Origin of the sequence: Actinoallomurus sp. NBC_01490 (genome assembly GCF_036227085.1) — a bacterium.
Classification (GTDB): domain Bacteria; phylum Actinomycetota; class Actinomycetes; order Streptosporangiales; family Streptosporangiaceae; genus Actinoallomurus; species Actinoallomurus oryzae.
In genome coordinates this window covers 9,582,490-9,596,698 of sequence record NZ_CP109433.1, presented here as the reverse complement: position 1 = coordinate 9,596,698, position 14,209 = coordinate 9,582,490, and the positions used below count along the sequence as shown (strand labels likewise).

Annotated in this window: 13 protein-coding genes; 5 read left to right on the top strand and 8 right to left on the bottom strand. The window is 72.2% G+C overall.

All coding sequences use genetic code 11. The features are described from left to right. Window positions 1-160 precede the first annotated feature (160 nt). Window positions 161-1,429 carry a sulfate adenylyltransferase subunit 1 gene (locus tag OG417_RS43965; RefSeq protein ID WP_329242390.1) on the top strand — a complete coding sequence of 423 codons (1,269 nt, stop codon included), beginning with the start codon at window positions 161-163 and terminating at the stop codon, window positions 1,427-1,429. A gap of 203 nt (window positions 1,430-1,632) precedes the next feature. Here OG417_RS43965 and OG417_RS43960 read toward each other — a convergent pair whose 3' ends face one another. Both OG417_RS43960 and OG417_RS43955 read right to left on the bottom strand, forming a co-directional pair. Beyond that, window positions 1,633-2,094, bottom strand: coding sequence for a PPOX class F420-dependent oxidoreductase (locus tag OG417_RS43960; protein WP_329242387.1), 462 nt, complete (start codon window positions 2,092-2,094; stop codon window positions 1,633-1,635). Further along, a complete protein-coding gene (locus OG417_RS43955; RefSeq protein WP_329242384.1) occupies window positions 2,069-3,397 on the bottom strand; it encodes an MFS transporter in 1,329 nt (442 codons plus the stop codon). The genes OG417_RS43960 and OG417_RS43955 overlap by 26 nt, the downstream gene beginning before the upstream one ends. A gap of 56 nt (window positions 3,398-3,453) precedes the next feature. Here OG417_RS43955 and OG417_RS43950 point away from each other — a divergent pair, with 56 nt between their 5' ends. Next, window positions 3,454-4,428: an ArsR/SmtB family transcription factor gene (locus OG417_RS43950; RefSeq protein ID WP_329242381.1), complete on the top strand. Its 975-nt coding sequence runs from the start codon at window positions 3,454-3,456 to the stop codon at window positions 4,426-4,428. A 26-nt stretch (window positions 4,429-4,454) separates the two neighbouring features. On the opposite strand, the gene OG417_RS43945 is transcribed toward OG417_RS43950, so the two are convergent. Together OG417_RS43945 and OG417_RS43940 are read right to left on the bottom strand one after the other, a co-directional pair. Further along, the gene (locus OG417_RS43945; protein WP_329242378.1) at window positions 4,455-5,657 is read right to left on the bottom strand and encodes an epoxide hydrolase family protein; all 1,203 of its coding nucleotides are present in this window, start codon (window positions 5,655-5,657) and stop codon (window positions 4,455-4,457) included. 209 nt (window positions 5,658-5,866) lie between these two features. Then, a complete protein-coding gene (locus OG417_RS43940; protein ID WP_329242375.1) occupies window positions 5,867-6,565 on the bottom strand; it encodes a hypothetical protein in 699 nt (232 codons plus the stop codon). A gap of 168 nt (window positions 6,566-6,733) precedes the next feature. On the opposite strand from OG417_RS43940, the gene OG417_RS43935 reads away from it, so the two are divergent. Beyond that, window positions 6,734-7,705 (top strand): sulfotransferase domain-containing protein, encoded by a 972-nt coding sequence (locus tag OG417_RS43935; protein ID WP_329242372.1) that lies wholly within the window; start codon window positions 6,734-6,736, stop codon window positions 7,703-7,705. Here the strand turns inward: OG417_RS43935 and OG417_RS43930 are convergent. From OG417_RS43930 to OG417_RS43920, 3 genes are all read right to left on the bottom strand, one after another. Next, window positions 7,669-8,790, bottom strand: coding sequence for a hypothetical protein (locus OG417_RS43930; RefSeq protein WP_329242370.1), 1,122 nt, complete (start codon window positions 8,788-8,790; stop codon window positions 7,669-7,671). The two genes, OG417_RS43935 and OG417_RS43930, sit on opposite strands and share 37 nt — an antisense overlap. Before the next feature lie 63 nt (window positions 8,791-8,853). Continuing rightward, a complete protein-coding gene (locus tag OG417_RS43925) occupies window positions 8,854-10,365 on the bottom strand; it encodes an oligosaccharide flippase family protein (protein WP_329242367.1) in 1,512 nt (503 codons plus the stop codon). 28 nt (window positions 10,366-10,393) lie between these two features. After that, the gene (locus OG417_RS43920) at window positions 10,394-12,124 is read right to left on the bottom strand and encodes a hypothetical protein (RefSeq protein ID WP_329242364.1); all 1,731 of its coding nucleotides are present in this window, start codon (window positions 12,122-12,124) and stop codon (window positions 10,394-10,396) included. Window positions 12,125-12,276: 152 nt separating this feature from the next. On the opposite strand from OG417_RS43920, the gene pssD reads away from it, so the two are divergent. Then, on the top strand, window positions 12,277-12,750 hold the full coding sequence (pssD, locus tag OG417_RS43915; protein WP_329242361.1) for a PssD/Cps14F family polysaccharide biosynthesis glycosyltransferase: 474 nt from the start codon (window positions 12,277-12,279) through the stop codon (window positions 12,748-12,750). Continuing rightward, window positions 12,747-13,250 carry a glycosyltransferase gene (locus OG417_RS43910; protein WP_329242358.1) on the top strand — a complete coding sequence of 168 codons (504 nt, stop codon included), beginning with the start codon at window positions 12,747-12,749 and terminating at the stop codon, window positions 13,248-13,250. The genes pssD and OG417_RS43910 overlap by 4 nt, the downstream gene beginning before the upstream one ends. 16 nt (window positions 13,251-13,266) lie before the next feature. On the opposite strand, the gene OG417_RS43905 is transcribed toward OG417_RS43910, so the two are convergent. Beyond that, complete coding sequence (locus OG417_RS43905; protein ID WP_329242355.1) at window positions 13,267-14,184, bottom strand: glycosyltransferase family 2 protein; 918 nt, start codon at window positions 14,182-14,184, stop codon at window positions 13,267-13,269. Between the last annotated feature and the right edge of the window lie 25 nt (window positions 14,185-14,209).

Here is a 14,209-nt window from a genome sequence, read left to right as displayed (position 1 = left end):
GCGAGCGCAGTGTGCGGCGCCGCGGAGCAAGCCGGACGCGGAGCGAGTGAGGAGCGGTTGAGGGACCAATGAGCATGGACCGATCCCGACGAGCGAGCGCAGTGTGCGGCGCCGCGGAGCAAGCCGGACGCGGAGCGAGTGAGGAGCGGTTGAGGGACCAATGAGCATGGACATTCTTCGGCTCGCCACCGCGGGGTCGGTGGACGACGGCAAGTCGACGCTCATCGGGCGGTTGCTGTACGACTCCAAGTCGATCTTCGAGGACCAGATCGAGGCGGTCGAGCGCAGCAGCCGCGACCGCGGCGAGGAGTACACCAACCTCGCGCTGCTCACCGACGGCCTGCGCGCCGAGCGCGAGCAGGGCATCACGATCGACGTGGCGTACCGCTACTTCGCCACGCCGCGGCGGAAGTTCATCATCGCCGACACTCCGGGGCACATCCAGTACACCCGGAACATGGTGACCGGCGCGTCAACGGCCGACCTGGCGATCATCCTGATCGACGCGCGGAAGGGCCTGCTGGAGCAGTCGCGGCGCCACGCGTTCCTCACCACGCTGCTGCGCGTCCCGCACCTGGTGCTCGCGGTCAACAAGATGGACCTGATCGACTACGACCAGGAGACCTTCGAGCGGATCAAGGACGAGTTCACCTCGTTCGCGGCCAAGTTGTCGGTCGGCGACCTGACGTTCATCCCGATCTCCGCGCTGCACGGAGACAACGTGGTCGAGCGGTCGGCGAACACCCCCTGGTACGACGGGCCCTCGCTGCTGCACCACCTGGAGAACCTCCACATCGCCTCCGACCGCAACCTGATCGACGTGCGGTTCCCGGTGCAGTACGTCATCCGCCCCCAGGCCTCCACCGACCCCGAGCTGCACGACTACCGCGGGTACGCCGGGCAGGTCGCGGGCGGCGTGCTCAAGCCGGGCGACGAGGTCATGCACCTGCCGTCGGGACTGACCACGCGGATCAAGCGGATCGACACCGCGGGCGGCCCGATCGACGAGGCCTACCCGCCGATGTCGGTGACGCTGCTGCTCGAGGACGACATCGACATCTCCCGCGGCGACATGATCTGCCGGCCGCACAACAAGCCCCAGGTCACGCAGGATGTCGACGCGATGATCTGCTGGATGTCCGACGAGTGGACCCTGACGCCGCGGAGCAAGCTCGTCATCAAGCACACGACCCGTACGGCCCGGGTGATGGTCCGCGACCTGCACTACCGGCTCGACGTGAACACCCTGCACCGGCACGAGGACGCCGAGCGCCTGGAGCTCAACGAGATCGGCCGGGTGACGCTGCGGGTCACCCAGCCGCTGTTCGCCGACGCGTACGGCCGCAACCGCGACACCGGCGGTTTCATCTTGATCGACGAGGCGACGAACGCGACCGTCGCCGCCGGCATGATCATGGAGAGCCGCTGACCGCGCGCTGAGCGGTCGATCAGGCCCGGACCTGCCATGACCAGGCGGCACGCTGAAACGCGGCCGCCTCGATTCCGCCATCGGCCAGGTCCGGGCCGAGCGCTTTCCGGCGAGCGCCGACGTCGCCGTCCCCGCGCGACGCGGGCGAGCGTAGCGGGAACACGCGTCCCCGGAGACCGCTCGGCCTGGTCCGCCGCGGACGTCTACACGCGGCCGGGCGGGAAGCCTCCGGTGGCGATCGGGCCCCATGACTCGATGGTGATGCGGATCAGCGACTTGTTCTGGCGGTGCATCGCCTGGCGGTATTCGTCCCAGTCGGGGTGTTCGCCGGCGATGCACCGGTAGTACTCGACGAAGTCGTCCTCGGCCTCGGGCATGTCGAGCACCTCGGCACGGCCGTCGACCTGGACGTACGGACCGTTCCAGTCGTCGGACAGCACGCAGATGGAGACCCGCTCGTCGCGGCGGGCGTTGCGGGCCTTGGCGCGCTCGGGGTACGTGGAGACGAGGATGCGGCCCTCACCGTCGATCCCGCAGGACACCGGGGACAGCTGCGGGCGCCCGCTGGAGCGGGTCGTGGCGAGCAGTCCGTGGTGGCGCGGGCGGAGGAAGTCGAGCAGCGCGTCGCGGTCGACCCGGTCAGCGGTCGCGATCTTCGGGGACATCGAACCTCACCTCCGCCGGGTGACCGGCGGTCGACATCGTGGGACGTCTCGATCCTTCCACGCCGTCGCCGCGCCCGGATTCGCGGGTGCGCAGCGCCGCGAGGTGACGGACCAGGGCGAGTACGGCGAGCAGCGCGACGAGCCCGCAGACGCCCCACCACCCGAACCGGCCGTACGCGCGGGCGCCGAGCCAGGAGCCCACGCTGCCGCCGAGGTAGGCGCAGGTCATGTACGCCGTGTTGACCCTGCTCCTGGCCTCGGGCCGCAGGGCGTAGTTCCGTACCTGGTTGGCGACCATCCCGGACTGCATGGCGACGTCGAGCAGCAGTGAGCCCGGCACGAGTGCCGTGAGGCCGGCCGTCCCGCCCCGGGCGCCGCCCGCGAGGACGAGAGCCGAGACGATGACGCCGGCCATGCAGACGAGGTTGACCGCGTCGGGCCCGTGGCGGTCGGCCAGGCGTCCCGCGATCGGCGTGCAGACCATCGTCCCGGCGTTGACCAGGGCGAGCGCTCCGACCGCCCGGATGCTCAGGCCGTACGCCGGGCCGGTCAGCAGGAGTGCGACGCCGGTCCAGACGGCCGAGAACCCGGCGAAGATCGTGGCCTGGTAGAAGCAGGACCGGCGGAGCTCCGGCTCGGCGCGCAGCAGGCGCAGCGACGCGGACAGGAGCGCCGGGTACCGCTGCCCGGACGGCGGGGACGTCCGCGGCAGCGTCCGGGCGAGGACCGCCGCGAGAATCAGGGAGAGCGCGGCGGCCAGCAGGTACGGGGCCCGCCAGCCCAGCCACTCGCCCAGCGCCCCGCCCATGGTGCGGGAGAGCAGCATGCCGCCGATGGAACCGCTCAGGAGGGTGCCGCTGACCACTCCGCGACGGTCCTCGGGCACCAGTCCGGCGGCCATCGGGCCGATGATCGGGGCCACCACCGTCGCGAGGCCGATGAGCGCACTCGCGCCGGCGAGTGGGGGAAGGGCGGGCGCGGCGCTCGCGCCGAGCAGTCCCGTCCCGGTGAGACCGAGCAGGGCGACGACCAGGCCGCGGTGGGGGAGCCGGTCGCCGAGCGGGACGAGCAGGAAGATCCCGGCCGCGTAGCCGAACTGCGTCGCGGTCACGACCAGAGCGGCCGAGCCGGCGCCGATGTGCAGGCCGGCGGCGACCGACGGGCTGATCGCCTGGGGGAAGTAGATGTTGCCGACGGCCACTCCGCAGGTGAGGGCCAGGAGCAGGATCATGCGGCGGCTCAGCCGTTCCCGCGCGAGGTCCTCGTCCGGCACGGCCGCCGGACGTCGATCGGTAACGGTCATGGAGCGAAGTCCACGGCACCGGCGTCCCGCCGCCAATCGATGTAGCGTATGACTTAATGATCAGCTTTGTGCTGGGTGTCGAGGACCTCGCCGACACCCGGTTCGCCCTCTCGCCCCTGCACGAGGCCGTGCTCAGCCTCCGGGTGCTCCGCGATCCGAGCCTGTCCGCGCTGCACCTGCCCTGGCGGCGGTCCGTCCTCGGCCGGATCGGCGCGCTCGACACGGAACTCCTGATGTCCCTGGTCGGCCCGCGCCGTACCCTGCCCGACTTCCTCACTCCGCGACCGGTCGCCTTCGCCGCGGCGTTCGAGGACGAACTGGCCGTCGTCCGCCGGACCGACCCTGACCTGGTCCGCCGCGACCTGCTCGCCGCACACGCGCCGGATCCGGTCCCCGCCGCCCTGCGCGAGGCCACGGCCGGTGAGGAGCGCGTCGCCGGGCTCCGCGACGCCATCTGCGACCTCGTCCAGCGGTACTGGGAACTCGCCGTCGAGCCCGCCTGGCCGCGGATGCGGCTCGTGCTGGAGGCCGACATGACCTACCGCGCGCGGCGACTGGCCCTCGGCGGCGCGCGCCTGCTGTTCGCCGACATGCACCCGAACCTGCGCTGGGACGACGGAGTGCTGCACATCGACAAGATGATCAGCCGGCACCGGGTCACGGCCGCGGGACGGGGACTGTTGCTGGTGCCGTCCGTCTTCTCCCACAAGCCCGCGCCGCCGGTGAGCCCGGAGGAACCCCCGATGCTGGCCTATCCCAGCCGCGGGGTGGCGACGCTGTGGGCCATGCCCCCTCCCGCCGACGCGACGGCTCTCGCCTCGCTCATCGGCAGGCCGAGGGCGCGGCTGCTCGGGCTGCTCGAAGAACCGCTGCCGACGGTGGAGATCGCCCGTCGCCTCCGTGTCACCCCGAGCGCCGTGTCCCAGCACCTGCGCGTGCTGTACGCCACGGGACTGGTCACCCGGGCCCGTGACGGACGGCAGGTCCTGTATCGCCGCAGCGAACTCGGTGACCGGCTGACCGCCCGGTAACGATCGCCACCGGGCGGTCATGCAGATCAGCGCAGCGAGCGGAAGAGCGTGCGCAGGTCCCCGGCGAGGAGCGCGGGCTCCTCCATCGGCATGAAGTGGCCGCCTACGGTCGGGCCCCGCCACTGCCGCAGGTCGGTGAAACCGCGTTCGGCGAGCGAGCGCGGAATGTCACGCAACACCGGCTCGGCGCTCAGCGTGACCCCTGCGGGCACCGGGACGACGGGCCGGGGAGGGCTCAGCGGCCAGTCGTAGTACTGGCGGAACGACGAGCCGATCGTGCCGGTCGCCCAGTACAGCGTGAGGACCGTCAGGATGTCGTCGCGGTCCAAGCGGCTCTCCAGGTCGCCGCCGCAGTCGCTCCAGGCACGGTACTTGTCCACGATCCAGGCGGCCAGCCCGGCGGGGGAGTCCTGCAGCGCCGCCGCGATGGTGTCCGGGCGAGTGAGCATGATCTCGCTGTAGCCGCCGTCCTTCTCGTCGAAGGCGTCGACCGCCGCCAGCCACGCGCGTTCGGCGTCGGTGAGGTCGGCCGGCTCCGCCGGTACACCCGGAAAGGTGAGGTGAATCCCGGCGACGCTCTCCGGATACAGGGCTCCGAGCCAGGTCGTCACCCCGCCGCCGATGTCGCCGCCGAAGGCGCCGTAGCGGGCGTACCCGAGTTCCTCGGTCATCAGCCGGTGCCAGGTCTCCGCCGTCGTCTGACGAGTCATGAGCCCTCCTTTGTCGGGGGGAGTGACCACAGAGGCGTGTCTTTTGATTCCCTCGCTCCGCTCGGTCATGGGACGCCCTGGCGGCAGGTCGGAGAACAGGAAGCCGGGCAGTGAGGGGATGACCACGTCGAACGCGTCGGCCGGGTCGCCGCCGAAGCGTGCCGGGTCGGTCAGCAGCGGCACGAGCGGCAGCATCTCCACGAAGCTGCTCGGCCAGCCGTGCGTCAGGATCAGCGGCAGCGCGGGCCGCCCTCCCGCCGCGCGTACGTGCACGAAGTGGATGCGCTGCCCGCCGAGGTCGGCCCGGTGGTGCGGCAGGCGGTTGAGCTTCTCCTCGGCCTTGCGCCAGTCGAAGCCGTCGGCCCAGTGCTCCAGCAGCGATCGCAGGTAGTCCGGGTCGGTGCCCGCGGCCCACGGCTCGGGGCTGGACGCGGGAGTGAAGCGCGTGCGGCGAATGCGGTCACGCAGATCCGCGAGCACGTCATCGGAGACGTCGACGCGGAAGGGGGAGACGGACATGAGTCCTCGAATCCTCAGGATCGGAGGGCGTCTCCCCGGCGGTCGTCAGCGGGTGGAGGCGACGAGGAGGAACGCCCGGATGTCACGAACGGCGAGCATCGGGCCACCTCCTCTCCTCAGCGCGGGCTGACGCGCCACATCATGCCACGAACCCGTGATGGGCCGCGAACCGGCGATCGGTCCGCGGCCCCGAGGCCTGTGCCGGCCGGTCAGATCGCCGCGGGGGCGTCCGGGCCCGGACCGCCGGAGGAACCCTGCTTGCGGCGCCACAGGAGGAACCCGCCGATGGCCAGGACGAGCACGACGACGACGCCGACGATGCCGTAGAGCGCGCCGTTGCCGCCGGAGTCCTTCTTGGCCGCGGCGACCGGCGTGGTGCTGGGCTGGTCGGTCGCGCCACCGGCCGACGCGTCCGTGCTGGGCTGCGCGACGGCCTTCTTGCGCGGGTTGACGGTCGGGTGCTTGCCGCTCATGAGGTCCAGGAAGGTCAGCACCTCGGACTTGGGGTTGCCCGCTTTCCTGGCGCGGGTGAGCAGGCCGTTGACCTTCGAGCTCGGCAGGGAGTTGGAGAAGGCCTGCAGGCGCGTGCCGGTGAGGATGAGGTAGGTGCGGTTCGGCTCCTGCCGCAGCCGGCTGATCACCGGCGCGGTGGAGGTGCCGGCGGGCAGGACGACGACGCCCGCGCGGCCCGCGCTCTCGATGGCGGCGCGCAGCTTGTCGAGGTCGGCGTCGGACTTGAGATAGGACGCGCTGGAGTCGACGTAGTAGCCGTCCTCGGAGACGGACTCCGCGACGAGCTCGGGATCGATGCTCACCGCGTGGGCGGGTACGGCGTGCCAGCCCGCGAGGAGCAGAAGGGCGGCCGCCAGCACGGCGGGCAACAGGGCGCGGCGTACGCGGATGTCCATAGGGGGGTCAACTCCTGGTCGATTCTGCGGCAGAGAATGAGCTTAGCGATGCTCGGGCCCGTAAGGACGTGAGGAGCGGAAACCCGCCGCCGCACGGATACGCTGAGCGGACCCCGGCGCCGCGCCGCGGGCGGGGCGATCAGCATGACGATCCTTGGAGACTTCTCAATGGCGGGCAGAACCGGTCCTCGCGTCCTGTTCATCGGCGGGCTGGGGCGCAGCGGCTCCACGCTCCTCGAACGGATCCTGTGCGAGCTGCCGGGCGTCTGCGGGATCGGGGAGATCGTCCATCTGTGGCAGCGCGGGCTGGTCGACGACGAGCGATGCGGCTGCGGCGCGCCGTTCTCCCGGTGTGAGTTCTGGCGACGTGTCGGGGACGTCGCCTTCGGCGGCTGGCCGAAGATGGACATCGCGGCGTTCCAGGCGCTCAAGGACTCGGTCGACCGCACCCGTTTCGTTCCCCTGCTGGCCGGGCCGGCTCTCGGCGCCGGACTGCGGCGGCGGGTCGCCGACCACGACGACGTGTACCGGCGCCTGTACGAGGCCGTCCAGGACGTGAGCGGGTGTGACGTCGTGGTGGACTCGAGCAAGCACGTCTCCCTCGCCTCCTGCCTGCGCTGGTCCGAGGCGATCGATCTGCGTGTCCTGCACGTCGTACGCGACGCGCGCGCGGTCGCGTACTCATGGTCCAAGACCGTCGCCCGGCCCGAGGCGGTCGAGGGCTCCGCCGAGGGCGCGTACATGGCCCGCTGGTCCGCCGGGAAGACCGCTCTGCACTGGGACGCGCAGAACCTCGGGTTCGGGGCGCTCGCCCGGCGGGGCGTTCCGACACTCCGCGTGCGCTATGAGGACTTCATGCGTGCGCCCGCCGAGACCGTGCGCGAGATCGCGGTCTTCGCCGGGCTGGAGCCGACGGTCCCGCTGCCCTTCGACGGGGATGCGGCCGTGCGCCTCAGCCCCAACCACCAGGTGGCCGGCAACCCCATGAGGTTCCGCACCGGCCGGGTCGAGCTGCGCGCGGACGAGGCGTGGCGGACGCGGCTGAACGGCACCCGGCGGCGGCTGGTGACCGGTCTGACCCTGCCCCTGCTCGCCCGCTACGGCTACTTCACCGGCGGCGCCGGCCGCGCCCGCATGTGACGCACCGACCGCCTGCGGAGCCCGACGGTGACCAGGCCGGCCAGGACGGTCGCCGCCGCGACCGCGGCCAGCACGTACGCCGACCGTGAGCGCCGGCGCCGGGCCGGGCAGTCGCCGATGTCGCAGGCCGACCGCGCGGAGAACACCGGGGCCGCCGCCATCGCCCGCCAGGCGGACTGGGCCCCCGCCGACGTGCGGTTGTCGAAGTCGCACGTCGTGCCGGCCATCAGCTTGGTGAACCGATCGTCCCAGTGCAGGACCGCGCGGTACTGCCGGTAGGCGGGGGTGGCGAGCAGGCGGGTCAGGTTCTGCATCCACTCGCCCTTGTGGTCCGGCCGGGCCCGGTCCTCCACCGTGCCCCATTCGAGCAGCATGAGGCCCTTGCCCGGGTGCCGGAGGCCGAACCTCCGCTGGGGTTCGAGCAGCTCCGCGGGGCCCTGCCACGCGCCGGACGATGAGTGGCAGGTGTTCCAGTTGTAGGTGTCGGCGCCGATGTCGTCGACGTAGGCGTCACCCGGGTAGTAGGTGTCCGCGCGGGTCAGGCCGTTGCCCGCGCTCGCGCCGAAGGCCGGGCCGGTCAGCGTCCACACGTAGCGGGCGTTGCGCACTCCGGCGGCGCGATAGGTGCCGACGAGATGACGCCAGGCCGCGATGAAGTCGGCCGGCGTGCCCATCGGGCGGGAGGTCTTGGCGTCGGGCTCGTGGTTGAACACCACGTAGACGACCGCGCGGAACCGCTTGATCTGGGCCGCCTGCCGGAGCATGTCCTTCTGCAGCGGGCTGCCCCGCCGCGCGGAGGCGATGTCGCGCCAGCTGATCAGCGCGCCGTTCGTACGCCGCGACTTGATCGACAGGAACACGACATGGCCGGTCTTCTTGGCCCACTGCTGGTCGGCGGTGAAGAGCGGCTCGCCCCAGCGCCGGAACACGCGCATGCCCGTCAGGTGATGGCCCGCCTCCTTCTCCCGCTGCTGGACCTCCTGCCGCGTCTGCGCGACGGTGCCCAGGATGAGGCGGTGGCCACCGGCCGGAGGTGTGGCGACCATGTGGCCGGCGAGCACCACCAGGGCGACCGCCGACCTCATGCCCGCACGGGAGCGGGCGGGCGCGGTGCGGTGTGCCGGCGGCGTGGCCGCGAACAGCTTGGATCAGGCATTGTCGGCTACCCCCTGATGACGCCGGCGTCCCGGTATGAGTGCGGCGAACGCGGTGAGCGCGAGACGGTCGCGCTGCGCCCACAGTAGCCCGGCGTAGCAGCCGGCTCCCAGGACCAGGCCCACCAGCGTGGCGGGCGTGCCGAACGCCAGCCGGACCGACATCGGGAGCACGCCGAAACAGACCAGCGCGGACGAGACCGCCAGGCCGAGGCCGGCCCCCGCCGGAGTCATCCCGAAGAGCCGGGACACCTGCGCCAGCATCAGGAGGTTGCGGACCGCCAGCGCGGCGGCCCAGGCGATCGCGGCACCGGTGATGCCGAGCCAGGGGATGAGCAGGGCGTTCAGCGCCAGATCGACGACGAGGGCGGCGGCGCTGTTGACGAGGCTCAGTCCGCTGCGCCCGGCCATCAGCAGCAGGACGTCGACCGGGCCGGTCGCCGTGGCCAGCAGCATGGCCAGCGCGAGGATGACCGTCGCGGACTGCCCGGCGCCGGAGTAACCCGACCCGAACAGCGACAGGTAGATCGGGGCCGCGGCCGCCACCGAGAGGTGGACCGGCCAGGTGAGCGCGACCGTCCACGTCGTGCAGCCGGCGAAGACCCGGGCCGTGGCCTCCCGGTCCTCCAGGGCGATCAGCCGGCTGACCGTGGGCTGCATGGCCTGCTGCACGGCCTGGGTGCCGAGCTGCCCGATCACCATGAACCGGGTGGCCGCGGTGTAGATCGCGGCGTCGCGCGGGGAGGCGAGCGCGGCGATGAGCACGATGTCCGCACGTTGCAGCGCCGTCTGGCAGATCTGCGCGACCGCCCGCGGAGCGGTGTAGCGCCAGAACTGCCGCGCCAGCGCCCGGGTGTCGGCCGGACCGCGCCGCAGGCGGGCCGCGATGCGCCGGTACCAGACCACGGCGACGACCAGCCCGACCAGGTACGGGAGCGCCCAGGCGAGCGCGAGGCCGACCGGGTCGGTGGTGAACAGGGACGCGACCAGCACCCCGCCGACCTGCGCCACCTGGCGGAAGATCTTCTCGATCGCCACGGTGGGCCGCATCGTGCCGTGGGCGCGGGTCGCGGCGAGCACGGCGTCGTGCGCGGCGGCGACCGGCAGGAAGACCGCCAGGACGCGCAGCATCGGCACGATCCGGCCGCCGCCGAGCGCGTCGGCCAGTGCCGGAGCGGACAGGATCAGCGCGAGACTCGCCACACAGGCCACGGCCACGACGGGCACGAGCGCGACGGGCACCGTGCGCCGCGCCGAGCCGTGGTCGTCGAGCGCGATCTGCCGCGGCACCCAGCGCAGCAGGCCGACGTCGCTGCCCAGCCCGGCGACGGCGTTCAGGATGATGAACAGCGAGTTGGCCGCGAAGAACGTACCGGCGATCTTCTGCGGGTAGGCGTGCGCGACCGCGAAGACCAGCGCGAAGCCCATGACGCCGGCGGACACCGCACCGGCCAGGTTGAGCGCGCCGCCCCGGGCGAGACGGGACAGGTGGGGTTCGGCGGTCATCGGGGCAGCCGCGTACCAGAACGCGTCGTCATGCCTCGATGGCCTTGTGCACGGCGGTCTCGGTGGAGTCGGAGGAGTCGGCCGGCTCCTGGGGCGGCTCGGAGCCGGAGAACCGCGACCAGTCCGGTGAGGTTGAGGTGGTGCTCGTGTTGCCGGCCGTCGGCACGCCCGGCCTGCGGTCGGGCTCGCGTGGGCCGACCGGCGTGCCGGGGCCGACCGGGGCGCCCGGACCGACGGGGGTGCCGGGGGCGCCGGGGCGAAATTCGGGCTCACGCCTGGTGACCGCGGTGCCCGGGCCGTCGGCGCGGTGCGAGGACGGCGGCCGGGACGGGCGGTCTCCCGTGACGGCGCGGCGGGCGCGGGAGTCTTCGACCACGGTGCCGATCACGACGGCGCCCGCACGCTCGGCCTCGGTGTAGGCCTGCTCGATGTCGGCGCGCGTGGTCTGGCCGAGCGTGACGACGATGAGGACGGCGTCGGCCAGCGTGCACAGCGCCTGTGCGTTCGCGTCGTGCACGCTCGGCGCGTTGATCAGGATGTACTCGGCCTTGTCGCGCAGGAGGCGTACGGTCTCGCGCATGCGCGGGCCGCTGAAGCGTTCGGCGGCGGCGCCGGCGCCCGGCCCGCGCGGCAGGAGCCGCAGCTGGGAGTCGGCGTGCACGAGGAGCTGCGTCGGATCGGTGCCGCGCATCAGCACGTCGGACAGGCCCTTGGACTGGCCGAGCCCGAACAGCGCCGACGGGCTGGTCTCGGAGAAGCTCGCGTCGACCATGATGGTCGCCGATCCGGCGTGCGCGAGCGCGACGGCCAGGTTGGAGCTGGTCAGCGTCGCCGAGGCCGCCGGGGTCGCGCTGGTGACCAGCAGGGTGACCGGGCGGTCCTGGACGGATGCGACGACGGCGGCGCGGAGGCGGCGGTACGCCTCACCGGCCCGGCTCTTCGGCGCGGTGACGAGGACGAGGCCGCCCGCGGAGGAGACCGTGCTGAGCACCGGCACGCCGAGGCGCTGCACGGTACGGACGTCGCGCAGCCGCCGGTCGGAACGCTCGAGGGCGAGCGCGATGAGCAGGCCGGCGAACAGGCCGACGGCGAGCCCGGCACCGCCGAACGTCGCGGCGCGCGTGGTGAGGGAGCCGGTCGGCGGCTGGGCCGGTGTGATGACCGAACCCGCGTTGACCGGCGTCGCGGCGATGTCGTTGTTCTGCTCGTCGATGACGGCGAGCTGGTTGTTGTACGCGTTGATCCGCTGCTGGAGGTAGTTCTTCTGGGACGCGGGCGCGGTGGACAGCCGCTTGGTGGTCGCGGAGAGCTCCTGCTGGACCTTCTTCTCCTGCTCGCGGAGCTTGGCGGACTTGTCGTTCAGCAGGCTCTGCGCCCGCTGGGAGCGGTAGGTGAGGTAGCCGTTGGCGAACGCCTGGGCGCCGTCGCGCGCGGCGGTGGCGCTGGAGGCGGTGTAGGTGATCTGCAGGACCTGGGTGTTCGGCGGGACGGTCACCGCCACCTTCGAGCGGTCGGCGGCGCGGAACTTCTGCCGCACCACCTTCTCGACCGCGTCCGCCTGGACCAGCGCGGCCTCCGACTGGAGGTTCGTCAGGTCGTCGCCCCGGCCGTTGGTGGAGTAGGGGTTGCCGTCGAGCGGGCTGACGAGGACGGTCGCGGTCGCCTGGGCGCTGGCCGGCAGCAGCAGGCCGCCCGCCACTCCGACCACGGTGGTGGCTGCCGCCAGTGAACAGATGAGCCGGAGGTGGCGACGCGCCACCCCCGTCAATCGGCCTTGTGCATCCTGATCAGCCGCCATCCGCCGGTCTCCCTCGAAGTACGCCCCTGCCCAGGGTCATGCGCTCGCCACGACACTATCCTCAGTTCCCAAATCGGTCGTCAGCTCTTGAGGTTCCATTTACATTGATCGGCATGTCGGGAGATCAGGAGCACCGGGAGCACGCCCTTCTCGTGGCCTCCAGCGGTGGTCACCTTGCCCAGTTGTTGGCTCTTCGCCCATGGTGGCACGAGCGTGAGCGCACGTGGGTCACGTTCGGCACCGAGGACGCCCGGTCGCAGCTGGACGGCGAGAACGCGGTGTGGGCGTACCACCCGACGACCCGCAACGTCCGCAACCTGGTGCGCAACTTCGCCCTCGCCGTCCGCGTCATGCGCCGCGAGAGGCCGCACGTCGTCGTCTCCACCGGGGCGGCCGTCGCGTTCCCGTTCTTCCTGGTGGCCAAGGTGATGCGCGTGCCGACGGTCTACATCGAGGTGTACGACCGGCTCGACTCTCCGACGCTCACCGGTAGGCTCTGCCGTCCCATCACCGACCTGTTCTGCGTGCAATGGGAAGAACAGACCCGCTTCTACCCCCGTGCGCAGGTCATCGGGAGCCTTTTGTGAGTTCGCTGGTCTTCGTCTCCGTCGGCACCGACCACCATCCCTTCGACCGGCTCATCCACTGGGTGGACGCCTGGCTGCCCGAGGGTGTGCAGTGCGTCGTGCAGCACGGCACCTCGGCTCCGCCCCGGCGCGCCGAGGGCGTCGCCTACCTCGACCACGCCGCGCTCACCTCGCTGCTGGACGAGGCGGCCGTGGTCGTCTGCCACGGCGGTCCGACCACCATCACCGAGAGCCGCCGCCACGGCCGCCGCCCCATCGTCGTTCCCCGCGACCCGGCCCTGGGCGAGCACGTGGACGACCATCAGCAGCGCTTCTGCGCGCGCATGGCGGCCAAGGGTCTCATCAGCACGGCGGCCGACGAGGACGCCTTCCGCGGGCTCGTCGATCACGCGCTCGCCGCGCCGGACGACTACGCGGTGGTGGCCGACGGCGGCGACGTCGCCGAGTCGGTCGCGCGGTTCGGCGGCCTCGTCGCCGACCTGCTCGCCGGACGGCGCTGACGCTCAGCGCCGAGGCTCAGATGCCACGGCCGGTGGCGTGCGCGAGCCGCAGCACCCGGTCGGCGCTGAGCACGCGCAGCGAGACCGCCAGCGCGAGGTAGGCCCGGCGCTCCCGCCAGGAGCCCCGCAGCGTGCGCAGCGCCCACGTACGCGCTTCGGACCGCTCGCCCAGCGCGGCGTGCGCGAAGGCGATCTGGCCCTGCACCCGGGCGAGGCCGCGCGGGTCGTCGGCGAAGGCCGGGTGCTTGCGCAGCAGGTACTGCAACGCGTCGCTGATCGTGCGCCACTTGCGGTTGAAGTGCGACGTCCGGCCCCACAGGACGGTGACGAGCGGCTCGGCCACGACGGCGATGGGCCCGGCCGCCGCGGCCCGCAGCATCCAGTCGTAGTCCTCGCCGTAGCTGCCGGGGATGTCCTCGTCCACGAGGCCGATCTCGCCGAGGAACGCCGCGCGGCGGACGACCACGGTGGACGGGTGCGCCTCCATCACGCGGCGGCGCAGCAGCTCGGCGTACGTGACGTCCTCCGGGCGCGGCACCCTCGTGATGGTCTTGTCGCCGTAGCTGACGTGGATGCCCGACACCACGACGTCGGCACCGGTCGCGGTCAGCCGCTCCGCCTGAAGCCGCAGCTTGGCCGGCAGCCACGCGTCATCGTCGTCGCAGAAGGCCAGCAGCTCTCCCGAGGACGCCGCCGCACCGGCGTTGCGCGCCCCGGCGAGACCCGGGGTGCGGTCGTTGCGGACCACCACGACCGGGCGGTGCGGATCCTCCCGCGCGAGCGCGGTGTCCGGTTCGGCCTGGTCGAAGACGACGACGCACTCGACCGGTCCCGGGTAGTCCTGTACGCGTACCGCCTCGATCGCCTTGGCGAGCAGCTGCGGCCGGTCATGCGTGGCGATGATCACGGAAACGGACGGGTACTCGGCGGTCACAAGTCCTCCTTCGTCGGTGACGTGG